The following is a 24,724-nucleotide window of genomic DNA, read 5'->3' on the forward strand; positions in this document are numbered from 1 at the left end:
GTAGCTTGCAGCTGCCTCACTGCGACTTGCGGACCCGCAGGTACCATTCGGACAGCAGTCGTACCTGTTTATCGGTGTAGCCACGTTCAACCATGCGTGTAACGAAGTCGTTGTGTTTTTGCTGGTCCTCTTTGCTGGCCTTGGCGTTGAAGCTGATGACGGGCAGAAGGTCTTCGGTGTTGGAGAACATTTTCTTTTCGATGACCACCCGCAGTTTTTCGTAGCTGAGCCAGGTCGGGTTCTTGCCGTTGTTGTTGGCCCGGGCGCGCAGGACGAAGTTGACGATCTCGTTGCGGAAATCCTTCGGATTGCTGATGCCGGCCGGTTTTTCGATTTTCTCGAGTTCTTCGTTGAGCGCGACGCGGTTGAGGATTTCGCCGGTTTCCGGGTCGCGGTACTCCTGATCCTGAATCCAGAAGTCCGCATAGAGCACGTAGCGGTCGAAGATGTTCTGACCGTACTCGCTGTAAGACTCGAGGTAAGCAGTCTGGATTTCCTTGCCGATAAACTCGATATAGCGCGGCGCGAGGTATTCCTTCAGATAGCGCAGGTAGCGTTCGCGGGTCTCGGCCTGGAACTGTTCCTGTTCGATCTGCTGTTCCAGCACATAGAGCAGGTGTACCGGGTTGGCGGCGATTTCATGCGGGTCGAAGTTGAACACCTTGGACAGGATCTTGAAGGCGAAGCGGGTCGACAGACCGTTCATGCCCTCATCGACACCCGCCGAGTCGCGGTACTCCTGAATCGACTTGGCTTTCGGATCGGTGTCCTTGAGGTTTTCGCCGTCGTAGACGCGCATTTTCGAATAGATATTGGAGTTTTCCGGCTCCTTGAGGCGCGACAGTACGGTGAACTGCGCCAGCATCTTCAAGGTGTCCGGTGCGCAATGCGCCTTTGCCAGTGAACTGTTGAACAGCAGTTTGTCGTAGATCTTCACTTCGTCGCTGACACGCAGGCAGTACGGTACTTTGACGATGTAGATCCGGTCGATGAACGCTTCGTTGTTCTTGTTGTTGCGGAAGGTGTGCCACTCCGATTCGTTGGAGTGAGCGAGCAGGATCCCGGTGAACGGAATCGCGCCGAGGCCTTCGGTACTGTTGTAGTTGCCTTCCTGAGTCGCTGTCAGGAGTGGGTGCAGCACCTTGATCGGTGCCTTGAACATTTCGACGAACTCCATCAGGCCCTGGTTGGCCCGGCACAGCGCACCGGAATAGCTGTAGGCGTCGGCGTCGTTCTGTGGGTACTCCTCGAGTTTGCGGATATCGACCTTGCCGACCAGTGCGGAAATGTCCTGGTTGTTCTCGTCACCCGGTTCGGTCTTGGCCACGGCGATCTGATTGAGGATCGACGGGTACAGTTTGACCACGCGGAACTGGCTGATATCGCCGCCGAATTCGGCCAGGCGTTTGGTTGCCCACGGCGACATGATGGTATTGAGATAGCGCCGCGGGATACCGAAGTCTTCTTCGAGAATCGCGCCATCTTCGGTGGCGTTGAACAGACCCAGTGGCGATTCGAATACCGGTGAGCCCTTGATTGCGTAGAAGGGCACTTTTTCAATCAGCTGTTTCAGCTTCTCGGCCAGGGACGATTTACCGCCGCCGACGGGGCCGAGCAGATAAAGGATCTGTTTCTTCTCTTCCAGGCCCTGAGCGGCGTGGCGGAAATACGAGACGATCTGGTCGATGCATTCTTCCATCCCGTGGAAGTCTTCAAAGGCCGGATAGCGGCGGATCACCTTGTTGGAGAAGATGCGCGACAGCCTCGAATTGGTCGAAGTGTCGAGCAGTTCCGGTTCGCCAATCGCCAGCAGCAGACGCTCGGCGGCGGATACGTAGGCGCTGCGATCCTTTTTGCACAGTTCCAGGTATTCCTGCAGAGAGAATTCTTCCTGGCGTGTGGATTCGAAGCGTTGTTGGAAGTGGCTAAAGATACTCATGACGTCACCTCGCTCGATACGTGGAGCCGACGCCGGATCACTCAGTCGATGCTGGCAACAGCCACAGTGGCAGCCGTTGTTTACCCCCCAGAACTCTCCCGCAGTGGACAACCACGGAAGCTACTCCCGATGACCCGTGCGCCGGTGTACCGGCTCTCCCCTGTTTTGGATGGCCTGCGCTTAAGGATAGTTGGGAATTCGAGAGGTAAAGGCGAGATACGTAATTAGTTGTGGCAGACCGTTCGTCTGCCTCGCGCAGGCCCGCGGAAGCCGGGGGCTGCGCGTGACAAAAAAATTATTCGTCGCTGCCTTGCGCAGTTTCCGAAGGATAGGTCGTACGCCACAGCTCAAAGCCACCGTCCATGCTGTAGACGTCGGAAAAGCCTTGGCTGATCAGGTAGGCCGCAGCGCCCTGGCTGGAATTGCCGTGGTAGCAGACCACAACGGTCGGTGCATCGAGGTCGGCGGCCTGGATGAAGGCGTGCAGCGAATGATTGTCCAGATGCTTCGAACCGCTGATGTGCAGTGCGGAAAAGGTTGCCGGATCGCGCACGTCAACTACAACTGCGCCTTGTTCACGCAAGGCCTGGGCCTGCTCCGGGGGGATTCGTTTGAATTCGGTCATGGCTGTGTTCCTGTTGCTCAACTGATAGCGCAGTCTAACGCGGCGCGTTGACTGGCGAAATTTCGGGTATGGATGGCGCGACTGAAGGTGCAAGTCCGCCATGTTCGTCGCATTTGCACGACAGGCGTTCACCGCTGTCGACGTTCATCAGGGTCAGGCTGCCGCCCCAGACACAACCGGTGTCCAGTGCAGAGATACCCGGCTCGTGGATGTTGCCTTCCAGCGCCGCCCAATGGCCGAAGATGATGCGCAGGCCGCGGGTCTTGCGCTCCTTGTGCTGGAACCACGGTTTATAGCCGGGCGGAGCAGCGTCGAGGCCTTCCTTGCTTTTGAGGTCGAGTTTGCCTTCGGCGGTGCAAAAACGCATGCGTGTGAAATAGTTGGTGATCACGCGCAAACGCTCGACGCCTTTGAGATCGCTGTCCCACTTCGCCGGATCGTTGCCGTACATGCCATCGAGAAAGGCCGGCAACATATTGTCATCGCGCAACGCCGTCTCGACCTCGGCGGCGCACTTCAAGGCGCGGCGTAGTGACCATTGCGGCGGGATGCCGGCATGAACCATGGCGACATCACGTTGCTCGTCGTAGTGCATGAGTTTTTGCTGGCGTACCCATTCGAGCAATTCGGCGCAGTCCGGCGCTTCGATGATCTCGCGCAGGGTGTCGGATTTTTTCAGGCGTTCGATGTTTTTTGCGGCGGCAAGCAGATGCAGATCGTGATTGCCCAGTACGCAAACCAGCGACTCGCGCATGCCGTACAGAAAACGCAGGGTTTCCAGCGATTGCGGGCCGCGGTTGACCAGATCACCCACCAGCCAGAGTCGATCGAGCTGCGGATCGAACGCGACTTGCTTGAGCAGGCATTTGAGCGGTTCGAGGCAGCCTTGCAGGTCGCCGACGGCATACGTCGTCATCAGTGCAGGGCTCCGGGCACGGCAAGGCGGAACGGTTTGATGATCGCGTCGAAATGCTTGCCGTCGTCGGCGACCATTTCATAAGAGCCCTGCATGGTGCCGACCTTGGTGGTCATCACCGTACCGCTCGTATATTTGTGGCTCTCGCCAGCGGCGATCAGTGGCTGCAGGCCGACAACGCCTTCACCACGGACTTCTTCGACATGGCCGTCACCGTCAGTAATCACCCAATGCCGGGACAGAAGCTTGGCCGGCATCTGACCATTGTTCTGCACGGTGATGGTGTAGGCGAAAGCGAAACGGTCATCTTCGGGTTGCGATTGTTCTGCCAGATAGCGGGTGACGACGCTGACATCAACCTTATAACGGGAATCGGACATGCAAAAAGGCCTTAACGAAGCGGAACGCGGGGCGTAGCTGATGGGGAATCAGTCTAGGCAAGTATCGGGCAGTAAACCAGAGTGGTGTGCTGCCCGATAGCGTTCATCGCCGGTCAGTCGGCGGCAGGGGTGGCCGGGACTTGTACGGCGAGCTGGTCTGCCAGGCGCACGAACGCGGCCAGATCCAGTTGCTCGGGACGCAGGCTGCCATCGACGCCGGCGGCTTCGATTTCGGCATTGCTGAGCAGTTGCTTGAGCGTGTTGCGCAAGGTCTTGCGGCGCTGGTTGAACGCTTCGCGCACCACGCGTTCGAGCAGGCGATGATCCTTGGCCGGGTGCGGCAGTACCGCATGCGGCACCAGACGAACGATCGCCGAATCGACTTTCGGCGGCGGATTGAACGCGCCCGGGCCGACGTTGAACAGGTGTTCGACGCGGCAGTGGTACTGAACCATGATCGACAGACGCCCCCAGTCACCACCGCCAGGACCCGCAGCCAGACGCTCGACCACTTCTTTTTGCAGCATGAAGTGCATGTCGCGAATGATGCCAGCATTGTTCAGCAGGTGAAAAATCAGCGGTGTCGAGATGTTGTACGGCAGATTGCCGACCACGCGCAGGCTGTTCGGCGCGGCGTTGAGCGTGTTGAAGTCGAACTTCAGTGCATCGCCCTGGTGCAGGTTGAAATTATTCTTGCCGGCAAACTGCTGGTTGAGAATCGGAATCAGGTCCTTGTCCAGTTCCACCACGTCGAGCTGGGCGCCGGAAGACAGCAGGCCGGCGGTCAATGCGCCCTGGCCCGGGCCGATTTCCAGCAGACGGTCGTCAGCCTTGGCATGGATGGAACGCAGGATGCGGTCGATAACGCCGGCATCGTGGAGGAAGTTCTGGCCAAAGCGTTTGCGCGCCTTGTGTTGGTATTGCTCGTTCATAAACGGGTCTCGGCCATCTGGTAGGCGGTTTCCAGGGCGACTTGCAGGCTGCCGGTGTCGATCTTGCCGCTGCCGGCCAGATCAAGCGCGGTGCCGTGATCGACCGATGTGCGGATGATCGGCAGGCCCAGCGTCACGTTGACGGCTGCGCCAAAGCCTTTGTACTTCAACACGGGCAGGCCCTGGTCGTGGTACATCGCCAGCACTGCGTCGCAGTGCTCCAGATATTTGGGGGTAAACAGAGTGTCGGCAGGCAGCGGGCCACGGAGGTCCATGCCCTCGCCGCGCAGGCGTTCCAATGTCGGTTCGATGATGTCGATTTCTTCACGGCCCAGATGACCACCTTCGCCGGCGTGCGGGTTGAGTCCGCACACCAGAATCCGTGGCTGGGCGATGCCGAATTTGTTTTGCAGGTCGGCATGCAGGATGCGCGTAACCCGCTCCAGCCGCTCCGGTGTGATCGCGTCGGCAATCTCGCGCAAGGGCAGGTGAGTGGTGACCAGCGCCACGCGCAGACCTCGGGTGGCGAGCATCATCACCACTTGCGCGGTGTGAGTCAGGTCTGCGAGGAATTCGGTGTGTCCGGAAAACGCTATGCCTGACTCGTTGATCACGCCCTTGTGCACGGGCGCGGTGATCATCCCGGCGAAGTCGCCGTTCAGGCAGCCGTTGCCGGCGCGGGTCAGGGTGTCGAGGACGAACGCCGCGTTGGCCTTGTCCAGTTGCCCGGCCACCACTGGGGAGCTCAGCGGCGTATCCCAGACATAAAGGCTGTTGGCGGGCGCCGGAGCGTCCGGCCAGTGATCAGGCCCGACGTCCAGCAGATCGACAGCCAACCCCAGCTGCGCGGCCCGCTCGAGGAGCAGGCCGCGGCTGGTGATGGCGACCAGAGGATGTGGCTGGGCTTGCGAAGCGAGCAGCAGGCACAGGTCGGGACCGATGCCGGCTGGCTCGCCGGGTGTCAGCGCGAAACGCTGGGGTTTCACTGCGCTGCCTGGTCTGCACCAGGAAGTTTGATTTCGACGTACGCTTCGTCACGGATCTGACGCAGCCAGGTTTGCAGCTCTTCGTCGTATTTGCGGTTACGCAGGACGGTCAGGGCTTGCTGCTCACGGGCCTGTTCGGTGCTGTCGGTGGCGCGACGGCCAAGGACTTCCAGAACATGCCAGCCGTATTGGGTCTGGAACGGCTTGGACAGCTGACCTTGTGGGGTAGTGGCCATCACTTCGCGGAATTCCGGTACCAGTGCGTTCGGATCGATCCAGTTCAGGTCACCGCCATTGAGCGCCGAACCCGGGTCTTCGGAGTAGTTTTTCGCCAGCTCAGCGAAATCTTCACCGGCAGTGATGCGGTCATACAACGATTGCACCAGCGCCTTGGTCTTGGCTTCGTCGCGAATCGGGCTCGGTTTGACCAGAATGTGACGAACATGCACTTCGTCGCGCATCTGCGCTTCGCCGCCACGTTTGCCCAGCAGTTTCAGGATGATGAAGCCGCCCGGCGTGCGTGCAGGTTGAGTGATGTCGCCAACGGCCATGCTGCTCAGCTCGCGATCGAACGGCGGTGGCAATTGCGCGGCTTTACGCCAGCCCATGTCGCCGCCTTCCAGTGCGTTGTCGCTGCCGGATTTGGCCACGGCCATCTGACCGAAGTCGGCGCCTTGCTTGAGCTGCTGGTAAACCTCCATGGCCTGACGCGCGGCGCTCTGAATCGCTTCGGAGTTGGCGCTTTCCGGGGTCGGAATCAGGATGTTGGCCAAGTGCAGTTCTTCGGACAGTTGCATCTTGCCCAGGTCGGAGGCGAGGAAATTCTTCACTTCCTGCTCGGAGACCTGAATGCGTTCTGCCACGCGACGCTGACGCACACGGCTGATGATCATCTCGCGTTTGATCTGGTCGCGGGCATCGTCATAAGACAGGCCATCGCGCGCCAGAGCAGCACGGAATTGATCAATGCTCATGTTGTTGCGCTGGGCGATAGTGCCGACGGCCTGATTCAGCTCTTCGTCGGTGATGCGGATGCCGGAGCGTTCACCGATCTGCAGTTGCAGGTTTTCGACGATCAGACGCTCGAGCACCTGCTGATCCAGCACGCCCGGAGGCGGCAAGCCGCCGCCACGCTTGGCGATAGTCTGCTGCACTTCGTGGACGCGCTGGTCCAGTTGGCTCTGCATGACCACGTCGTTGTCGACGATCGCTACCACTTTGTCGATGGACTGTACGGCGGCGTTGGCCGCCGTACCCAGGAACAGCGCGCCCAGCATCAGCGGGCGCAGACAATCAGAAAGCTTGGTCTTCACGTTCACGATAACCTTGAATGCCTTTGTCGAGGAAGCTCTCTACCTTGGCGCCGGTGAGGCCGCCGAGTCCCTTCAGAACAATTTGGAGGAAGACGCCATGGTCGCCTTTTTCGTTTTGCGGAGCTTCCTGGCTGAACTCGTCGTAGGAAACCCAGTAACGGTTGATCAGGCGCAGTTTCCAGCAGCAGTTGTCGTACTCGAAACCGCCGAAGGCTTCCAGCGTGCGGTTGCGGTTGTAGTCGTACTGCCAGCGGCTGATCGCGCTCCACTGCGGAACGATCGGCCAGATGACCGAGAAGTCATGCTGCTGGATCTTGTAGTAATCCTTCACGTAGCCAGGGGTGCCCGGCGTGCCGTAATCACCGCCGCCCACCGACCATTTACCGGTGTTCTGGTCGAAGCGCACCTGGTCGTTGCGATAGCGGTAGCCAAGGTTGACGACCTTGTTCGGGTTGTCTTCAGGCTGATAATGGAACATCGCACTGCCGGAACGCGGACTGTGGCTGTCCGGATCCCAGTTGTAGTCGGCCGTGGTGCGCCAGTCGCGGTTCCAGCGGTACTCGTATTCAAGCGCGTAAGGCGAGACGTTGGATCTTGCGTCATCGCGATCCTTGAATGCGATACCGGGCAATTGAACCTCGCGGTCCTTGAAGTACAAGGCTTGACCGACACTGATGCGCTGTCGTTCGAAGCCATCGTCTTCGATCCAGCGGCTGGTTACACCCAGCGACAGCTTGTTCTCGTCGCCAACGCGGTCAGCACCGGAGAAGCGGTTGTCGCGGAACAGCGAGGCATAGTTGAAGGTGTATTCACTGGTGTCGAAAACCGGAATGTCTTCCTGGTCCACTTCAGGGACGTAGAGGTAGAACAGGCGTGGTTCCAGGGTCTGGCGGTAGTTCTTGCCGAAGTACGAAGTGTTGCGGTCGAAGTACAGGCCACCATCGATGCTGGCGATTGGTACGCCGCGGTTCTGGTTGCTGTCGAATTCGCCGTTGAGCTTCTTCTGCTCGGCGGTCATCGCATCGATCTGCGATTTGCCTGTGTTGTCCAGATCAAGCTGGTACTGAGTGTACTGATACTTCAGCGATGGCTTGAGGAAGCCATACGTCCAGTTCATCGGCAAGCTGACGCCTGGCTTCAGATTCAAGCGGTCGCCATTGGCGCGGGCCAGACCCTGAATATTGTTGTCCAGACGCGGCTCGGTGGTGATGCCATCTTCCTGAACAAACGTGCCGCTGCGCAGATCACGATCGAAACGAACCAGCTCGGTTTCGTAATCGAAGTTCAAGCCTTCCGGGTGGTAGGGCAGTTGACCGTTGAAGGTGATTTGCGGCAAACGACCGTAAGGCGTGATGTTCGAAACAGTCGCCAGCTGATACTGCTGAGCATTCAGGCGGGCGGTGTAGCTGTCGCCACGGTAAGTCACAGCGCCTTGCTGGTTCACGAAGTCGCTGCTTTTAACACCAATCTGATCGGTCTGCAGATCCTGGAAGTAGTACGGATCGCTGATCTTGGTGTAATCAACTTCGGTGAGCACGCGGGAGTCAAGACCGCCCTTGTGCTGCCAGTTGTACATGTAGCGTGTCTCGCTGTAGTCGGACTGGCGCTTGCGATCGTCATCTTCGTCATTCAGATACGCCGCACCAAACTGACCTTCACTCGACTTGGTCAGATAGCGGAATTCGCCTTCCACCAGCATGCCGCGCTTGCTCATGTAACGTGGGTACAACGTGGCGTCATAGTTCGGCGCCAGGTTGAAGTAGTACGGCGTGACCAGCATGAAGCCGGTATCGCTGCCGCTGCCAATGGTCGGCGGCAGGAAGCCCGACTGACGACGGTCATCGATCGGGAAGTAGATGTAGGGCGTGTACAGGATCGGAATGTCTTTGACGCGCAACGTCACGTTGGTCGCGGTACCGAAACCGGTGGCCGGGTTCAGGGTGATGTTGTTGCCCTTGAGCTGCCACGCGTTGCTGTTCGGTTCGCACGTGGTGTACGTGCCGTCCTTCAGACGAATGATCGCGTTTTCGGCACGCTTGGCATACAGCGCGTTACCGCGGATGCGCGATTTGTGCATCACGTATTCGGCGTTGTCGACCTTGGCTTCGCCGGTGTCGAGCTGCACATCGGCGTGATCGCCAACGATCAGCGCGCCGTTGTCGCGAATGCGTACGTCGCCATTGAGTTCGGCACGGCTTTCGGCCTGGTACAGGCTGGCCTCGTCGGACTCGACCTGCATGCTGCCCTGACGCAGGACCACGTCACCGGCCAGCGTACCGACTTGATCATCGGTGTTATAGCGCGAGGCTTTCGCGCCGATAAAGGTCGGAGCGTCGCTTTTGTTCGTCTTGTCGTTCATGCCAGGACGAGTCGGCTCGATGTAGGCACCGGAGCAGTAAGGCCCGGTCTCGGCCAGTTGGGCGGCGGTGAGCTTCTCGCGCGGAACCCAGTCGAGGTGACTGTAGTCTTCGCTACGGGATTTCAGACCGCGGCCCTTGGCTTCGGTGACGAGTGCGGTTTTCGGGCCGGTGTCGGCCGTCGAACCGTTCTCGCTTGGCGCATCGCCGGTGGCGCTGACGGCACTGCCGTCATGCACCGGGCGCGGCGGCAACGCAGCGGCCGGTGATTTGGGCGCACAGTCCCAACCACCCGTAGCCGAGACGGAGCAGTCATACTGCTCGGCGGCAACAACGAATTGACTGGCCAGAGGTTGCATAGCCAGCAGACTGCCGGTTACCAACAACGGAAATTTTTTACGAAACGCGGGGGATTTCAATGCCATCTTATTAGTCCGGGCTTCCTGCGTGCCATCTGCCCGCGGTGTGGGCCGCACGCCTCTCGATGGTCTGAAAAAGATGCTGGATAATAAAGCATGACCCGCTTGACGGCTAGCGCCGTCGGAGACCCTTGCAATGCCTGACCAAGATGTACGCTTGCAACACCTGAAAGTTTGGCTCGATGAGCAGTTGGCGAATCTGTTTGCACAACAAGGCTGGGGCACCGTGCCCCCGGCCACGTTGACCGCGGCCAGCAGCGACGCGAGTTTTCGCCGTTACTTCCGCTGGGAAGGTGAGGGTCGCAGCTTTGTCGTGATGGACGCGCCGCCGCCTCAGGAAAACTGCAAACCGTTCGTGGATATCGCCTTTTTGCTGGCGAAATCCGCAATCAACGTGCCGAAAATTTATGCCGAAGACCTCGAACGCGGCTTTCTTTTGCTCAATGACCTGGGCAATCAGACCTATCTCGACGTGATCAATGGCGAAAATGCCGACGCTTTGTTCGACGATGCGCTGCAGGCCTTGCTGGCCTTTCAGCAATTGCCGATGGTTGCGCCGCTGCCCAGCTACGACGTGGCGTTGCTGCGCCGTGAGCTGGAATTGTTCCCTGAGTGGTATGTGAAGCGCGAACTGGGTGTTGAGTTCGATGCGGCTCAACAACGGCAATGGCAGCACATCAGCGATCTGCTGATCGACAGCGCCCTGGCCCAGCCGAAGGTGCTGGTGCACCGCGACTACATGCCGCGCAACCTGATGCTCAGCGAACCCAACCCTGGCGTGCTGGATTTCCAGGATGCGGTCTACGGCCCGGTGACCTACGACGTCACTTGCCTGTTCAAGGACGCGTTCCTCAGCTGGCCTGAAGAGCGTGTACTCGGCTGGCTGGAAAAATATTGGCAGCAAGCGCTGGCGCTGAATATTCCGGTGCAGGCCGATTTTGACGATTTCCTGCGCGCCAGCGACCTGATGGGCGTGCAGCGTCATCTGAAAGTCATCGGTATTTTCGCGCGCATCTGCCACCGCGACGGCAAGCCACGCTATCTGGCGGACGTGCCGCGCTTCTTCTCTTATATAGAAGAGGTGATTGCCCGTCGTCCTGAACTGGCGGAACTGCAAGCGCTGTTCAGCAGCTTGCGTGCTGGAGCGACGGCATGAAGGCAATGATTCTGGCGGCAGGCAGAGGCGAGCGCATGCGCCCGCTGACCCTGACCACCCCTAAACCGCTGGTGCGTGCCGGCGGCGTGCCGTTGATCGAATATCACCTGCGCGCCCTCGCCGCGGCTGGCTTCAACGAGATCGTGATCAACCACGCCTGGCTCGGACAGCAGATCGAAGACCATTTGGGCGATGGCTCGCAGTTCGGCCTGAGCATCCAGTACTCGCCGGAAGGCGAGCCGCTGGAAACCGGCGGCGGGATTTTCCGTGCGCTGCCGCTGCTTGGTGACGATGCGTTTCTGGTGGTCAACGGCGATATCTGGACCGATTACGATTTCAGCGTCCTGCATCAACCGATCAGCGGACTGGCGCATCTGGTGCTGGCAGATAATCCGGCGCATCACCCCAATGGCGATTTCTCCCTCGTCGACGGCAAGGTGCAGGACGGCCAGCCGGATACGTCGACGCTGACTTACAGCGGCATCGCCGTGCTCCATCCGCAATTGTTCGACGGCTGCAACGACGGCGCCTTCAAGCTGGCGCCGCTGTTGCGCAAAGCCATGGCGGCCGGCGAGGTCAGCGGCGAGCGCTTGGAAGGGCACTGGGTGGACGTCGGTACGCACGAGCGTCTGGCCGAAGCTGAAACCTTGATAAAAGCGAGTCGCTGATATGTTGTGGCCAGGGACTCTGATTGGAGCCGGAGCGGGTTTTGCGATTGCCAGCATTCCGGGGGCCATGCTTGGGGCATTGTTGGGGCAGGCGCTGGATCGGCGCCTGAATCTGCAGAGCTGGGGGCATTTGCGGGAAAAGCTTGGCGGCCGGCCGATGTTGCGCAACGACGAACTGTTGTTTGTGCTGCTCGGGCGGCTGGCAAAAAGCGACGGTCGCGTAACGGACGGGCATATCCAGCAGGCGCGCAATGAAATGCGCGCGCTGGAAATGAGCGAACCGGCCACGCGTCGAGCCATTGCTGCGTTCAACCGTGGCAAGTCGGGCAACGATAATCTGCGCGGTTATCTGCGCCGTCTGAGCGCGCAGCCGCATGCCGCCGAAGGTGTGTTGCGCGCCTGTTGGCGGATGGTCTGGGCCGACGGTCGCGCTGGCGTCAGTGAGCGAGAGCTGCTGGCACAGTGGGGCAAGTGGCTGGGCTGGACGCCGCAGCAGATACAGGCGCTGGCCAGTGATTACGAGCCGGGCAAGCGGCCGATCGTTAGTGCCGCGGTGAGTTATCAGGAAGCCATGAAGCTGCTCGGCGTCTCGGCGAGCAGCGAACCGGCGCAGATCAAGCGCGCTTATCGGCGCCTGCTCAGTCGCCATCATCCGGACAAGATCGCCGGCAGCGGGGCGTCAGCGGCGCAGGTGCGCGAGGCGACCGAGCGTACTCGCGAACTGCACAATGCCTATACGTTGATTCGCGAGCGGCGAGATTTTCGCTAATCGTTGAATGTGTGTTGTCTGAACTGGCCCCTTCGCGAGCAGGCTCGCTCCCACAGGTGATTGCATTCCAACTGAAGGCACTCGATCAACTGTAGGAGTGAGCCTGCTCGCGATGGGCGCTACTCGGTCTACTGGTCAGTCCGTGTTCTGCGGATTCAACCAGCCACGCACCCGGCGCAACAGTTGTTCTCCCTCAGCCTTTTTGTCCGGCAATGCCTTGAGCGCGACCTGGCTGAACGCCGACGTCTTCAGGCGTTTGCTCGCCTGCATGCGCTCCAGCGCCGCGTTGCGATCCAGCGGCTTGTCCATGTAGAAAATATCCGCCGTCGGCAGCTTCAGCGTCGGCGTCAGCTCGGCCAGTGGCGGCTTGGCCTTGGCCGGCGCCTGTGCATCGACCATGACGAACTTTTCGACCTGCGCCGTTTGTTTCTCGCTCAGATAGCGCGCCGCCCAGTAGGCGCCGGTGCCGTGGCCGAGCACGACGATGCTGCGCGCGCTCTGCTGTTCGGCGTAGGCAATCGCCGCGTCGATGCGCGCGAAGATCCGTTCGGCGTCAGCCCGGGATTGTTCCTGGGTGGTTTCGGCGACGACCTGATCGGCGACTTCGGCTTCGCCACCGGCGGCCTGTTCGATCGGCTGTGCTGTGGTTGAATCCTTGCTGCCGGACTCAGGCGCTTTCGGCGCTGCGGCGGGCTCGATGACCCGCGGTGCGATGGCATCGCTTTGCAGGTCGGGCAGGGTGATACTCAGGCTGCTCCACTGCGCGTCCGGCAGTTTGCGCCGCAACGGGCCGATTGCCTGCGGCCAGTCTGCGGTTTCGCCGGCGCCTGGAATGATGATCACCGCGCCTTTGGGCTCGGCCGTGTTGGCTGGTTTCCACAGTGCCAGGAAAGTTTCGCTGCCGGCCTGCAGTTGTTGTTGCTCTTGCGCCGGCAGAAGACGTTCCAGTGCAGCGGCTTCTTCCTGACTACGCTCAAGCAAGGGCTGGCGTTCGACCGGTTTCTCTTCGGCCGGTTTTTCTGCCGTGGCGGCAGGCGCCGGATCGGCGGCTTCGACGGAAAACGCACAAGGCAGGATCAGCGACAGGCACAATGCTGGCATTGCCAGGCGATAAACAAAGGGCATCGGTTATTCCAGGCCAGAAAGTATCCCGGCAGCCTAATGGGTTGGTCAGAATTTGTCAGTGTATGAGACGTCAATGAAGCGATTTTGCTGCCTGTGGGTTATCGGCTGTTTGTGGTTTCCCTTGATGGGCTGGGCCGCGCCTGCGCCACCGCCGCACCTTGCGCAATTGTCGGCGGGCCAGCAGCAATGGCTGGCGCAGCACAATGAGCTGCGCGTCGGACTGGTCTTGCAGGCGCCGTACGCAACGTACGATCGGCGTTTGCAGCGACTGTCGGGGGCCAATGTCGAGCTGATGAAGCTGTTGGCCAAAGCGCTGAATATCGAATTGAGCTGGCGCAACTTTCAGGACCTCGGTCAGTTGGAAAACGCCTTGCGCGACGGCGAAATCGATATCGCCCCGGGTCTCAGCCAGACCCCGAGCGCGCTGCGCCTGTGGCAATTTTCCGACCCTTATATGCGCGTACCGCAACTGGTGGTCAGTGACCAGAAAGGCGCCGGCGTGGTCGATCTGGAAAAAATCGACAGCCAGACCCGCGTCGCGGTGCGCATGCCGAGCACCACGGCCGATTATCTGCGCAGCAACTATCCGCACCTGAACCTGCAAGGCGTGCCGCTCGAACGTCAGGCATTGCAGTTGCTGTTGAGCCAGCAAGCCGCTTACGCCGTCGTCGATGAAGCCCAGTTGGGGCGACTGTCGGTCGAACCGGAGTTTGCCGAGCTGGTGGTCGTTGGCGACATTGGCCTGCCGCAACTGCTACGTGTGGCGTCGCGCCGCGACTGGCCGGAACTCGCCGGTATCGTCCAGAGTGCTTTGCGCGCGATCCCGGCCAAGGACCTGGAGCAGCTGCACAACCAGTGGCTGCAGCCGAAATATCCACGATTGTCGGAATCGCCGGGGTTCTGGCAGAACCTCAGCCTGTTGTTTGCGGTAATGCTGCTCAGTTGTGCCGCGATTGTGTTCTGGCAGCGGCGCCAACAGCACAGCCTGGAACAGCGCCTGCTTGCCGCGCGTGAAGACATCGCCCTGCGTACCGCGAGTGAGGAGGCGCTGCGCCTGACGCAGTTTTCCATCGATCAAAGCACCGTCGGCATCCTCTGGGTCAACTGGGACAGCCATGTGCGCTACGCCAACCGTGCGGCAGAAAGCATGCTCGGCTATCCCGCCGGTGGCCTGATCGAACGCCCGCTGATCGACGTTGAGCCGGGCCTGCACATGGATCGCTGGCTCAACCTGTGGAAGCGCGCGCGGACCAGTGAAGAGGGGCCGCTGAGTTTCGAAACCAGTTGCGTGCGCGCCGACGGCAGTGTACTGCCGGCGGACGTTTCGCTGAGTTTTCTGCGTTTTCGCGACAGTGAATATTTGGTGGTCTACCTCACCGACGTGACTGAACGGCGTCGCGCCCTGGCGGCGTTGCAGGAAAGCGAAGCGCGCCTGCAGGGCATCGCTGCCAACGTGCCGGGGCTGGTGTTCCGTCTGGAGCGGGCGCCGGTCACCGGGCAGATCGATTTCGCCTACATCAGCGAAGGCAGTGAAAGTCTGGTCGGGTACGCCCCGGCCGCCATCGCCCATCGCGACATGGGCCTGCGCGGTCTGGTCCACCCGGATGACAAGGCCAGCTATCACCGCACCCAGGATCAGGCCCTCGACAGTGACAGCGACTGGTCGTGGCAGGGACGCATCCTCACGCGTCAGGGCGAGCAGCGCTGGGCCGAGATCAAGGCAATCACTCGGCAACTGGAGGACGGCGCGTATGTCTGGGACGGCATCGTCTGGGACATCAGCGAGAGCAAGCGCATCGAGCTGGAACTGGCCGCCTCGCGCGAACAGCTGCGTGAATTGTCCGCGCACCTTGAAAGCGTGCGCGAAGAAGAGAAGGCGCGGATCGCCCGCGAAGTCCATGATGAGCTGGGGCAGATGCTCACGGTGCTGAAACTGGAAACCTCGATGTGCGAATTGGCGTATGCGCAACTCGATCCCGGTCTGCATGAGCGACTCAACAGCATGAAGCGCCTGATCGCCCAGTTGTTTCAGTTGGTGCGGGATGTCGCAACGGCGCTGCGGCCACCGATTCTCGATGCCGGGATTGCTTCGGCGATCGAATGGCAGGCGCGGCGGTTCGAGGCGCGTACGCAGATTCCCTGTCTGGTGCAGGTGCCGGACAATCTGCCGGCGCTCAGCGATGCCAAAGCGGTGGGGCTGTTCCGGATTTTGCAGGAGGCCCTGACCAACGTCATGCGCCATGCCCAGGCGCACACGGTGGAACTGACGCTGGCGCTGGAGGGCGATGAATTGTGTCTGACGGTCAGCGATGATGGCGCAGGATTTATCGCCGCTACCGGTCGGCCGACTTCGTTTGGTCTGGTCGGCATGCGCGAGCGGGTGCTGATCATGGGTGGGCGTTTGCTGCTGGAGAGTGAGCCGGGGGAGGGCACCAGTCTGGTGGTGCGCGTGCCGGTGGGTGAGGTTTGAAGATTGGCAGTGTCTGGGCTGACGCTATCGCGAGCGGGCTCGCTCCCACAGGGATTGGTGTGTACCTGAAATCTGGAGAATCGATGTGATCCGTGTACTGGTAGCCGAAGACCACACCATCGTCCGTGAGGGCATCAAGCAGTTGATTGGCCTGGCCAAGGACCTGCAAGTGGTCGGCGAGGCGAGCAATGGTGAGCAATTGCTGGAAACCCTGCGCCATGTGCCGTGCGAAGTGGTGCTGCTGGATATCTCCATGCCCGGGGTCAATGGTCTTGAGGCGATTCCGCGTATTCGCGCGTTGAACAATCCGCCGGCGATTCTGGTGTTGTCGATGCACGACGAAGCGCAGATGGCCGCCCGTGCATTGAAAGTCGGCGCGGCCGGGTATGCGACCAAGGACAGTGATCCGGCGCTGTTGCTGACGGCCATTCGCAAGGTTGCCGCGGGCGGGCGTTACATCGACCCCGATCTGGCCGACCGCATGGTGTTCGAGGTCGGCCTGACCGATGCACGGCCGCTGCATTCGCTGCTGTCCGAGCGTGAGTTCTCGGTGTTCGAACGCTTGGCCCAGGGCGCCAACGTCAACGACATCGCCCAGCAACTGGCGCTCAGCAGCAAGACCATCAGCACGCACAAGGCGCGCCTGATGCAAAAGCTCAACATCACCTCGCTGGCCGAACTGGTGAAGTATGCGATGGAGCACAAGCTTCTCTGAATCCACCACAAATTCCTGTGGGAGCTGGCTTGCCAGCGATGAGGCAATGTCAGTCACATCAATGTCGGCTGACCCACCGCTATCGCTGGCAAGCCAGCTCCCACAGGATTCTTTGTTCAACTCGCGATTCCGGGCATATCCGTTAGCGACAAACGCTTTCGCCCGTTCTTGCAGCTCGCAGCCAGCCGCTTGCCGCTGCGTTTGCCAAAACGCGCCATCCTTGTAGGGCAATCCCTACCCCGAACCTTCCATCCGGCTTAAGCCATTCTCTCCTGCGCCCCGATTTGCGTGGCTGTCAGCAGCCACTAGGCTTGACTCACAAGCAGTCATCAACAACAAAGGTGCGGGTATGAGCCAGGTCGATTCAAACGCAGGGGCCAGTGATGTGCTGGTCAGCTTTCGTGGTGTGCAGAAGAGCTACGACGGCGAGAACCTGATCGTCAAAGACCTCAACCTGGACATTCGCAAAGGCGAATTCCTCACCCTGCTCGGGCCGTCCGGTTCCGGCAAGACCACCAGCCTGATGATGCTCGCCGGTTTTGAAACGCCGACTGCCGGCGAAATCCTCTTGGCCGGGCGCTCGATCAACAACGTGCCGCCGCACAAGCGCGACATCGGCATGGTGTTCCAGAACTATGCGCTGTTCCCGCACATGACCGTCGCGGAAAACCTCGCCTTCCCGCTGACCGTGCGTGGCTTGAACAAAAGCGACGTCAGTGAGCGGGTGAAGAAAGTCCTCAGCATGGTCCAGCTCGACGCGTTCGCTTCACGCTATCCGGCGCAGTTGTCCGGTGGTCAGCAACAGCGTGTGGCATTGGCCCGCGCCTTGGTGTTCGAACCGCAACTGGTGCTGATGGACGAACCGTTGGGCGCCCTCGACAAGCAGTTGCGCGAACACATGCAGATGGAAATCAAACACCTGCACCAGCGCCTCGGCGTGACCGTGGTCTACGTGACCCACGATCAGGGCGAAGCGCTGACCATGTCTGACCGTGTCGCCGTGTTTCATCAAGGTGAAATCCAGCAGATCGCCCCACCGCGTACGCTTTATGAAGAGCCGAAAAATACCTTCGTCGCCAACTTCATCGGCGAGAACAACCGCCTCAACGGTCGTCTGCTCAGCCAGAGCGGCGAGCGTTGTGTGGTTGAGCTGGGTCGTGGCGAGAAGGTCGAGGCGCTGGCGGTCAATGTCGGCCAGACCGGCGAGCCGGTGACCCTGTCGATCCGTCCGGAGCGGGTCAGCCTCAACGGTTCGAGTGATCAATGCGTCAACCGCTTCTCAGGGAGGGTGGCGGAATTCATCTATCTGGGCGACCACGTCCGGGTGCGCCTGGAAGTCTGCGGCAAGACCGACTTCTTCGTGAAACAACCGATTGCCGAGCTCGATCCTGCGCTCAGCGTCGGCGACGTGGTTCCGCTTGGCTGGCAGGTCGAGCACGTACGCGCGCTCGATCCTCTTTCAGAGGCGCATTAAGCGCCCCGGCAATACCAACACCAACCCTGCACGTGGAGAGAACAATAAATGTTGAGATCCCTGAAGTTCACCGCCCTGACCCTGGGCCTGATGGGTGCGACCGGCGCAATGGCCGCCGGCCCGGATTTGACCGTGGTGTCGTTTGGCGGGGCGAACAAGGCTGCGCAAGTCAAAGCCTTCTATGCACCGTGGGAAGCAGCGGGCAACGGCAAGATCGTCGCCGGTGAGTACAACGGTGAAATGGCCAAGGTCAAAGCCATGGTCGACACCAAGAGCGTGTCGTGGGATCTGGTTGAAGTGGAGTCGCCAGAGCTGTCCCGTGGTTGCGACGAAGACATGTTCGAACAACTCGACCCGGCACTGTTCGGCAAGACCGAAGACTACGTCAAAGGCGCAATCCAGCCATGCGGCGTGGGCTTCTTCGTTTGGTCAACCGTCCTGGCATACAACGCCGACAAGCTGAAAACCGCACCCACCAGCTGGGCGGATTTCTGGGACACGAAGAAATTCCCCGGCAAGCGTGGCCTGCGCAAAGGCGCCAAGTACACCCTCGAATTCGCCTTGATGGCCGACGGCGTGGCGCCGAAAGACGTCTACAAAGAGCTGGCGAGCAAGGGCGGTCAGGACCGCGCCTTCAAAAAGCTTGATGAGCTGAAACCGAGCATTCAGTGGTGGGAAGCCGGCGCGCAACCGCCGCAGTACCTCGCCTCCGGTGACGTGGTGATGAGCTCGGCCTACAACGGTCGCATCGCCGCCGTGCAGAAAGAATCCAACCTGAAAGTGGTGTGGAACGGCGGCATCTACGACTTCGACGCGTGGGCCATCCCGAAAGGTCTGGACGCCAAGCGTGCCGAAGCGGCGAAGAAATTCATCGCCTACTCGGTGCAGCCGCAGCAGCAGAAGACCTACTCGGAAAACATCGCCTACGGCCCGGCCAACACTCAAGCCGTACCGCTGCTGGCCAAGGATGTTCTGAAGGACATGCCGACCACCCCGGAAAACATCGCCAACCAGGTGCAGATCGACGTCAGCTTCTGGGCTGACAACGGCGAGCAACTGGAACAGCGCTTCAATTCCTGGGCGGCGAAATAACCGCACATAGGGACCGATGGCTTTCCGGATGATCGTTCCCACGCTCTGCGTGGGAATGCCGCCCGGGATGCTCCGCGTCCCTGTGTGACGCAGAGCGTCACTGGATTCATTCCCACGCAGAGCGTGGGAACGATCACTGGCAAAAGTTCGAGGTGGCTCGCCACCTCTGTAACGATCAAAGATTTGCGGAGTACGTCATGGCCATCGCCGTTCCCCTGAACGAGGGCGCCAGCCCCACCTTGAAGCAGAAGCTCAAGCGCGCCGAGCGGGTCAACCGCTGGAAAGCCCAGGCGCTGATTGCGCCGCTGGTGCTATTTCTGTTGCTGGTGTTTCTGGTGCCGATCGTGGCGCTGCTCTACAAAAGCGTCGGCAACCCTGAAGTGGTCGGCGGCATGCCGCGCACCGTAACGGCCATCGCCGCCTGGGACGGCCGCGGCCTGCCCGCCGAACCGGTGTACAAAGCCGCCAGCGAAGACCTCGCCGAGGCGCGCAAAAACCAGACGCTGGGCGACTTGTCAAAGCGCTTGAACATGGAGTTGGCCGGCTATCGCAGCCTGCTGACCAAAACCGCCCGGGCGCTGCCATTCGCCAGCGAACCGGCCTCGTATAAAGAAGCCCTCGAAGGCCTCGATGAGCGTTGGGGCGATCCGGCCTACTGGCAAGCGGTCAAACGCAACACCAGCAGCATCACCCCGTATTATTTGCTGGCGGCAGTCGACCACCGTATCGACGACCTCGGCGAACTGGCCCCGGCGACCCCGGATCAGGCGATCTACCTCGATATTTTTGCTCGCACCTTCTGGATGGGGCTGGTCATCACGGTGATCTGCCTGCTGCTCGCTTATCCATTGGCCTACCTGCTGGCGAATCTGCCTTCGCGGCAAAGCAACCTGCTGATGATTCTGGTGTTGCTGCCGTTCTGGACCTCGATTCTGGTGCGTGTCGCGGCGTGGATCGTGCTCCTGCAATCGGGCGGCCTGATCAACAGTGCGCTGCTGGCCATGGGCATCATCGACAAGCCGCTGGAACTGGTGTTCAACCGCACCGGCGTATACATCTCGATGGTGCACATTCTGCTGCCGTTCATGATTTTGCCGATCTATAGCGTGATGAAAGGCATCTCGCCGACTTACATGCGGGCGGCGATTTCCCTCGGCTGTCACCCGTTCGCCAGTTTCTGGCGGGTGTACTTCCCGCAGACCTACGCCGGTGTCGGCGCCGGCTGCCTGTTGGTGTTCATTCTCGCCATCGGCTACTACATCACCCCGGCGCTGCTCGGCAGCCCGAACGATCAAATGGTCAGTTACTTCGTCGCGTTCTACACCAACACCAGCATCAACTGGGGCATGGCCACCGCGCTCGGCGGGCTGCTCTTGCTGGCGACCGTGGTGCTTTATCTGATCTACAGCTGGCTGGTCGGCGCCAGTCGCCTGCGCTTGAGCTAAGGAGAATTCGAAATGCTCAGTCCTTACATGTCGCCCATCGAACGGGTGTGGTTCTACAGCCTGCGGATTCTCTGCGGCCTGATCCTGCTGTTCCTGATCCTGCCGGTGCTGGTGATCGTGCCGCTGTCGTTCAACTCGGGCAGTTTCCTGGTCTACCCGCTGCAAGGGTTCTCACTGCAGTGGTACCACGACTTTTTCGCTTCGGCGGAATGGATGCGCGCACTGAAGAACAGCATCATCGTCGCCCCGGCCGCGACGGTGCTGGCGATGATCTTCGGTACGCTGGCGGCGATCGGCCTGACGCGCGGCGATTTCCCTGGCAAGTCGCTGGTGATGGCCTTGGTGATTTCGCCGATGGTGGTGCCGGTGGTGATCATCGGTGTCGCGAGTTACCTGTTTTTCGCACCGCTGGGGCTGGGCAACAGCTTCTTCTCGCTGATCGTCGTGCACGCGGTGCTCGGTGTGCCGTTCGTGATCATCACGGTGTCGGCGACCTTGCAGGGTTTCAATCACAATCTGGTGCGAGCGGCGGCGAGTCTCGGTGCTTCGCCACTGACTGCATTCCGCCGGGTGACCTTGCCGCTGATTGCGCCGGGGGTGATTTCCGGGGCGCTGTTCGCCTTCGCGACATCGTTTGACGAGGTGGTGGTGACGCTGTTTCTCGCCGGGCCCGAGCAGGCAACGTTGCCGCGGCAGATGTTCAGCGGGATTCGCGAGAACCTGAGTCCGACGATTGCGGCGGCGGCGACGTTGCTGATTGCCTTCTCGGTGATCTTGCTGCTGACGCTGGAATGGCTACGCGGGCGCAGCGAGAAACTGCGTACTGCGTAGGTCTGAGATCAAGGTCAAAAGCCACCCCTCACCCCAGCCCTCTCCCCAAGGGGGCGAGGGGGAAGGGAGCAGATCTTCGTGGTTTTCGCGGCCGGAGTTCGACTCGGTAATTCAGGTCGATGTATTTCGAGCGTACAACCCGGTCAGTCCCCTCTCCCTCCGGGAGAGGGTTAGGGTGAGGGGCTCTTGATCTTGACCTTATCCAGCATTCACCAACGGAATAGCAGACAACCCCAAATCCCCAGCTACTCTTGTGCCCAGCTCCCCTATCCATAAGAGGCTGCGCCCAATGAACCTGTCCCAGTTCAAAATCGCTCACAAACTGATCACCGGTGCCGCAGCCATCGAACAACTGGCCGCCGAACTCGCCCGCCTCGATGTCGATAATCCACTGATCGTGACCGATGCCGCGCTGGTCCAGTCCGGTACCGTCGAGCTGGCGTTGGCGCAACTTGGCGGGCGTGACTACGAGATCTTCGACCGCGTTCTGCCCGACCCGGAAATCGCCATTGTCGAAGACTGCATGCGCGCCTACCGCGACGGCGGGCATGACGGTTTGATCGGGCTCGGTGGCGGCAGTGCCATCGACATCGCCAAGAGTGTTGCCGCCTATGCCGGTTACCACGGCGCGCTGGAAGATCTGTTCGGCGTCGACCAGGTGCCGCGCAAAGGCCCGCCGCTGATCGCCATCCCGACCACCGCCGGCACGGGGTCCGAAGTGACTAACGTGGCGATTCTGTCCGACAAGGTCGCGCAACTGAAGAAAGGCATCGTCAGCGACTATCTATTACCGGACGTGGCGCTGGTCAGCCCGCAGATGACCCTGACCTGTCCACGCAGCGTCACCGCCGCCAGCGGTGTTGATGCGTTGGTGCATGCCATCGAATCCTATTTGTCGGTGAATGCCTCGCCGATCACCGATTCTCTGGCTATCGGCGCAATCAAACTGATCGCCAGCGCTTTGCCCAAGGCCTACGCCAACGGCGCCAACCTGCAAGCCCGCGAAGACATGGCCACCGCCAGCCTCATGGCGGGCATGGCGTTCGGCAATGCCGGGGTCGGCGCGGTGCATGCGCTGGCGTATCCACTGGGCGGGCGCTTCAACATTGCCCATGGCGTGAGCAACGCCTTGCTGCTGCCTTATGTGATGACCTGGAACAAGATGGCCTGCGTCGAACGGATGCAGGATATCGCCGAAGCCATGGGGCTCAAGACTGCGCATCTGAGCGCGGCCGAAGCGGCGGACAAAGCCGTGCAGGCGATGACCGACTTGTGCGCGGCGGTGGAAATTCCGGCCGGATTGCGCAGTTTCGGCGTGCCGGAAGAGGCGATCCCGGCGATGGCCGTGGAGGCCGCGGGCATCGAACGGCTGATGCGCAACAACCCGCGCAAGCTCAGCGCCGCGGACATCGAGAAGATCTACCGCGCGGCCTACTGAGTCACTGCCGAACCGGCGGCATGGCACAACCCAATCATCGCGGTCACGGTGCGTGCGCACAAACTTGAGGTATACAATGCGCGCCATCGTGATTTAGCTCAGCACAGGTGCGTCATGCAGCCCTTCGTAATTGCTCCGTCGATCCTCTCCGCCGACTTCGCCCGCCTCGGCGAGGAAGTGGACAACGTTCTCGCCGCTGGCGCCGACTTCGTCCACTTCGACGTCATGGACAACCACTACGTGCCGAACCTGACCATCGGCCCGATGGTCTGCGCGGCTCTGCGCAAGTACGGCGTGACCGCGCCGATTGACGCGCACTTGATGGTCAGCCCGGTGGATCGCATCGTTGGCGACTTCATCGAAGCCGGCGCCACCTACATCACTTTCCACCCGGAAGCCACGTTGCACGTCGATCGCTCGCTGCAACTGATCCGCGAAGGCGGCTGCAAATCCGGTCTGGTGTTCAACCCGGCGACCCCGCTGGACGTGCTCAAGTACGTGATCGACAAGGTCGACATGGTCTTGCTGATGAGCGTCAACCCGGGCTTCGGCGGGCAGAAGTTCATCCCTGGTACCCTCGAAAAACTGCGCGAAGCGCGGGCGATCATCGATGCCTCGGGGCGTGATATCCGTCTGGAAATCGACGGCGGCGTCAACGTCAACAACATCCGTGAAATCGCCGCCGCTGGCGCCGACACCTTCGTTGCCGGCTCGGCGATCTTCAATGCACCGAACTATCAGGAAGTCATCGACAAGATGCGCTCCGAACTGGCGCTGGCCCGCCCATGAGCGGGTTCGAGCAGCTGTTTCCGGGGAAACTGCCGCGGCTGGTGATGTTCGATCTTGATGGCACGCTGATCGACTCGGTTCCCGACCTGGCAGCGGCGGTGGACAACATGCTGCTCACCCTCGGTCGCCCGCCTGCGGGCATCGACGCGGTACGCCAGTGGGTCGGCAACGGCGCACCGGTGCTGGTGCGTCGCGCGCTGGCCGGCGGTATCGATCATTCGACGGTGGATAATGCCGAGGCCGAACGCGCGCTGGAAATTTTCATGCAGGCCTACGGTGCCAGCCATGAGCTGACCGTGGTCTATCCCGGTGTGCGCGACACCTTGAAGTGGCTGGACAAGCAAGGCGTGGCCATGGCGCTGATCACCAACAAGCCGGAGCGCTTCGTCGCGCCGCTGCTGGATCAGATGAAGATCGGTCGCTACTTCAAATGGATCATAGGCGGCGATACCTTGCCGCAGCAGAAGCCCGATCCGGCGGCGCTGTTCTTCGTGATGAAAATGGCCAATATCCCGGCCTCGCAATCGTTGTTCGTCGGCGACTCGCGCAGCGACGTGCTGGCGGCGAAAGCGGCGGGGGTCAAGTGTGTCGCGCTGAGTTACGGCTATAACCATGGCCGGCCGATCGCCGAGGAATCGCCGGCGCTGGTGATCGATAATCTGCGCGAGCTAATTCCCGGTTGCCTCGGTTCAGCCGCTGAGATAACGTTGCCCGACGCTGCTCAATCCCGTTCTGGAAACGCCATCGTGGTGGTCACTCGCAAACTCTGGATGAAAGTCATCAAGGCCCTGGCCCGCTGGCGTTGGCGCGCCTGACTTGTTCCTGGCCGGCCTGCCGGCGCGTTTGCATACCTGACCGATTGCCCCTCACACCACGAGGCACCTC

Annotated in this window: 21 protein-coding genes; 12 read left to right on the forward strand and 9 right to left on the reverse strand. The window is 60.7% G+C overall.

The genetic code is table 11. From position 1 onward, the window contains the following. Positions 1 to 16: 16 nt before the first annotated feature. The 8 genes from J3P75_RS03050 to J3P75_RS03085 form a co-directional block, all read right to left on the reverse strand. Positions 17 to 1,939 carry a PrkA family serine protein kinase gene (locus tag J3P75_RS03050; protein ID WP_090286853.1) on the reverse strand — a complete coding sequence of 641 codons (1,923 nt, stop codon included), beginning with the start codon at positions 1,937 to 1,939 and terminating at the stop codon, positions 17 to 19. A 295-nt stretch (positions 1,940 to 2,234) separates the two neighbouring features. Further along, positions 2,235 to 2,564, reverse strand: a complete 330-nt coding sequence (glpE, locus tag J3P75_RS03055) for a thiosulfate sulfurtransferase GlpE (protein ID WP_434709303.1) — start codon at positions 2,562 to 2,564, stop codon at positions 2,235 to 2,237. A 34-nt stretch (positions 2,565 to 2,598) separates the two neighbouring features. Then, on the reverse strand, positions 2,599 to 3,480 hold the full coding sequence (locus J3P75_RS03060) for a symmetrical bis(5'-nucleosyl)-tetraphosphatase (protein WP_434709304.1): 882 nt from the start codon (positions 3,478 to 3,480) through the stop codon (positions 2,599 to 2,601). Then, entirely contained in the window at positions 3,480 to 3,860 is a 381-nt protein-coding gene (gene apaG, locus J3P75_RS03065) for a Co2+/Mg2+ efflux protein ApaG (protein ID WP_434709305.1), read from the reverse strand. Before apaG ends, J3P75_RS03060 begins: the two co-directional genes overlap by 1 nt. A gap of 113 nt (positions 3,861 to 3,973) precedes the next feature. Beyond that, positions 3,974 to 4,792 carry a 16S rRNA (adenine(1518)-N(6)/adenine(1519)-N(6))-dimethyltransferase RsmA gene (gene rsmA / locus J3P75_RS03070; RefSeq protein ID WP_434709306.1) on the reverse strand — a complete coding sequence of 273 codons (819 nt, stop codon included), beginning with the start codon at positions 4,790 to 4,792 and terminating at the stop codon, positions 3,974 to 3,976. Continuing rightward, entirely contained in the window at positions 4,789 to 5,778 is a 990-nt protein-coding gene (gene pdxA, locus J3P75_RS03075) for a 4-hydroxythreonine-4-phosphate dehydrogenase PdxA (RefSeq protein WP_434709307.1), read from the reverse strand. Before pdxA ends, rsmA begins: the two co-directional genes overlap by 4 nt. After that, positions 5,775 to 7,097: a peptidylprolyl isomerase SurA gene (surA, locus tag J3P75_RS03080; protein WP_206414589.1), complete on the reverse strand. Its 1,323-nt coding sequence runs from the start codon at positions 7,095 to 7,097 to the stop codon at positions 5,775 to 5,777. The genes pdxA and surA overlap by 4 nt, the downstream gene beginning before the upstream one ends. Further along, on the reverse strand, positions 7,072 to 9,873 hold the full coding sequence (locus J3P75_RS03085; RefSeq protein ID WP_434709308.1) for an LPS-assembly protein LptD: 2,802 nt from the start codon (positions 9,871 to 9,873) through the stop codon (positions 7,072 to 7,074). Before J3P75_RS03085 ends, surA begins: the two co-directional genes overlap by 26 nt. A 130-nt stretch (positions 9,874 to 10,003) precedes the next feature. Here J3P75_RS03085 and J3P75_RS03090 point away from each other — a divergent pair, with 130 nt between their 5' ends. Genes J3P75_RS03090 through J3P75_RS03100 form a run of 3 tightly spaced genes read left to right on the forward strand, consistent with a single transcriptional unit; the run spans position 10,004 to position 12,460 of the window. Continuing rightward, on the forward strand, positions 10,004 to 11,023 hold the full coding sequence (locus J3P75_RS03090; protein WP_434709309.1) for an aminoglycoside phosphotransferase family protein: 1,020 nt from the start codon (positions 10,004 to 10,006) through the stop codon (positions 11,021 to 11,023). Next, positions 11,020 to 11,691, forward strand: a complete 672-nt coding sequence (gene murU / locus J3P75_RS03095; protein WP_434709310.1) for an N-acetylmuramate alpha-1-phosphate uridylyltransferase MurU — start codon at positions 11,020 to 11,022, stop codon at positions 11,689 to 11,691. Before J3P75_RS03090 ends, murU begins: the two co-directional genes overlap by 4 nt. Before the next feature lies 1 nt (position 11,692). Further along, positions 11,693 to 12,460, forward strand: coding sequence for a TerB family tellurite resistance protein (locus J3P75_RS03100; protein ID WP_434595034.1), 768 nt, complete (start codon positions 11,693 to 11,695; stop codon positions 12,458 to 12,460). A gap of 135 nt (positions 12,461 to 12,595) precedes the next feature. On the opposite strand, the gene J3P75_RS03105 is transcribed toward J3P75_RS03100, so the two are convergent. Next, entirely contained in the window at positions 12,596 to 13,585 is a 990-nt protein-coding gene (locus tag J3P75_RS03105) for an alpha/beta hydrolase family protein (protein WP_434709311.1), read from the reverse strand. 73 nt (positions 13,586 to 13,658) lie between these two features. Between J3P75_RS03105 and J3P75_RS03110 the strand changes: the two genes are divergently transcribed. The 9 genes from J3P75_RS03110 (at position 13,659) to J3P75_RS03150 (ending at position 24,654) form a co-directional block, all read left to right on the forward strand. Further along, positions 13,659 to 16,055, forward strand: coding sequence for a PAS domain-containing sensor histidine kinase (locus J3P75_RS03110; protein WP_434709312.1), 2,397 nt, complete (start codon positions 13,659 to 13,661; stop codon positions 16,053 to 16,055). 85 nt (positions 16,056 to 16,140) lie between these two features. Then, positions 16,141 to 16,770 carry a response regulator gene (locus tag J3P75_RS03115; RefSeq protein WP_008085218.1) on the forward strand — a complete coding sequence of 210 codons (630 nt, stop codon included), beginning with the start codon at positions 16,141 to 16,143 and terminating at the stop codon, positions 16,768 to 16,770. Positions 16,771 to 17,119: 349 nt separating this feature from the next. Continuing rightward, positions 17,120 to 18,244 carry an ABC transporter ATP-binding protein gene (locus J3P75_RS03120; RefSeq protein WP_208939542.1) on the forward strand — a complete coding sequence of 375 codons (1,125 nt, stop codon included), beginning with the start codon at positions 17,120 to 17,122 and terminating at the stop codon, positions 18,242 to 18,244. Between the two features lie 48 nt (positions 18,245 to 18,292). Next, positions 18,293 to 19,336, forward strand: a complete 1,044-nt coding sequence (locus tag J3P75_RS03125) for an ABC transporter substrate-binding protein (RefSeq protein ID WP_090286825.1) — start codon at positions 18,293 to 18,295, stop codon at positions 19,334 to 19,336. Between the two features lie 197 nt (positions 19,337 to 19,533). After that, the gene (locus tag J3P75_RS03130; protein ID WP_203419715.1) at positions 19,534 to 20,781 is read left to right on the forward strand and encodes an ABC transporter permease; all 1,248 of its coding nucleotides are present in this window, start codon (positions 19,534 to 19,536) and stop codon (positions 20,779 to 20,781) included. A gap of 12 nt (positions 20,782 to 20,793) precedes the next feature. Next, on the forward strand, positions 20,794 to 21,612 hold the full coding sequence (locus J3P75_RS03135; protein WP_434709314.1) for an ABC transporter permease: 819 nt from the start codon (positions 20,794 to 20,796) through the stop codon (positions 21,610 to 21,612). Positions 21,613 to 21,901: 289 nt separating this feature from the next. Next, positions 21,902 to 23,050: an iron-containing alcohol dehydrogenase gene (locus tag J3P75_RS03140; RefSeq protein WP_434709315.1), complete on the forward strand. Its 1,149-nt coding sequence runs from the start codon at positions 21,902 to 21,904 to the stop codon at positions 23,048 to 23,050. A gap of 114 nt (positions 23,051 to 23,164) precedes the next feature. Continuing rightward, positions 23,165 to 23,839 carry a ribulose-phosphate 3-epimerase gene (rpe, locus tag J3P75_RS03145; protein ID WP_085688445.1) on the forward strand — a complete coding sequence of 225 codons (675 nt, stop codon included), beginning with the start codon at positions 23,165 to 23,167 and terminating at the stop codon, positions 23,837 to 23,839. Then, complete coding sequence (locus J3P75_RS03150) at positions 23,836 to 24,654, forward strand: phosphoglycolate phosphatase (RefSeq protein ID WP_434709316.1); 819 nt, start codon at positions 23,836 to 23,838, stop codon at positions 24,652 to 24,654. The genes rpe and J3P75_RS03150 overlap by 4 nt, the downstream gene beginning before the upstream one ends. Positions 24,655 to 24,724 lie beyond the last annotated feature (70 nt).

It is taken from the genome of Pseudomonas sp. R1-1 (assembly GCF_051132135.1).
Lineage (GTDB): Bacteria > Pseudomonadota > Gammaproteobacteria > Pseudomonadales > Pseudomonadaceae > Aquipseudomonas.

Excerpts from the sequence above, each read along its gene's own strand:
- J3P75_RS03085 (WP_434709308.1), bottom strand. The coding sequence starts at position 9,873 with ATGGCATTGAAATCCCCCGCGTTTCGTAAAAAATTTCCGTTGTTGGTA.
- apaG (WP_434709305.1), bottom strand. The coding sequence starts at position 3,860 with ATGTCCGATTCCCGTTATAAGGTTGATGTCAGCGTCGTCACCCGCTAT.
- J3P75_RS03150 (WP_434709316.1), top strand. The coding sequence starts at position 23,836 with ATGAGCGGGTTCGAGCAGCTGTTTCCGGGGAAACTGCCGCGGCTGGTG.
- J3P75_RS03090 (WP_434709309.1), top strand. The coding sequence starts at position 10,004 with ATGCCTGACCAAGATGTACGCTTGCAACACCTGAAAGTTTGGCTCGAT.
- glpE (WP_434709303.1), bottom strand. The coding sequence starts at position 2,564 with ATGACCGAATTCAAACGAATCCCCCCGGAGCAGGCCCAGGCCTTGCGT.
- J3P75_RS03120 (WP_208939542.1), top strand. The coding sequence starts at position 17,120 with ATGAGCCAGGTCGATTCAAACGCAGGGGCCAGTGATGTGCTGGTCAGC.
- murU (WP_434709310.1), top strand. The coding sequence starts at position 11,020 with ATGAAGGCAATGATTCTGGCGGCAGGCAGAGGCGAGCGCATGCGCCCG.
- J3P75_RS03125 (WP_090286825.1), top strand. The coding sequence starts at position 18,293 with ATGTTGAGATCCCTGAAGTTCACCGCCCTGACCCTGGGCCTGATGGGT.
- J3P75_RS03135 (WP_434709314.1), top strand. The coding sequence starts at position 20,794 with ATGCTCAGTCCTTACATGTCGCCCATCGAACGGGTGTGGTTCTACAGC.
- J3P75_RS03110 (WP_434709312.1), top strand. The coding sequence starts at position 13,659 with ATGAAGCGATTTTGCTGCCTGTGGGTTATCGGCTGTTTGTGGTTTCCC.
- J3P75_RS03100 (WP_434595034.1), top strand. The coding sequence starts at position 11,693 with ATGTTGTGGCCAGGGACTCTGATTGGAGCCGGAGCGGGTTTTGCGATT.
- J3P75_RS03105 (WP_434709311.1), bottom strand. The coding sequence starts at position 13,585 with ATGCCCTTTGTTTATCGCCTGGCAATGCCAGCATTGTGCCTGTCGCTG.
- rpe (WP_085688445.1), top strand. The coding sequence starts at position 23,165 with ATGCAGCCCTTCGTAATTGCTCCGTCGATCCTCTCCGCCGACTTCGCC.
- J3P75_RS03050 (WP_090286853.1), bottom strand. The coding sequence starts at position 1,939 with ATGAGTATCTTTAGCCACTTCCAACAACGCTTCGAATCCACACGCCAG.
- J3P75_RS03130 (WP_203419715.1), top strand. The coding sequence starts at position 19,534 with ATGGCCATCGCCGTTCCCCTGAACGAGGGCGCCAGCCCCACCTTGAAG.
- rsmA (WP_434709306.1), bottom strand. The coding sequence starts at position 4,792 with ATGAACGAGCAATACCAACACAAGGCGCGCAAACGCTTTGGCCAGAAC.
- J3P75_RS03140 (WP_434709315.1), top strand. The coding sequence starts at position 21,902 with ATGAACCTGTCCCAGTTCAAAATCGCTCACAAACTGATCACCGGTGCC.
- J3P75_RS03060 (WP_434709304.1), bottom strand. The coding sequence starts at position 3,480 with ATGACGACGTATGCCGTCGGCGACCTGCAAGGCTGCCTCGAACCGCTC.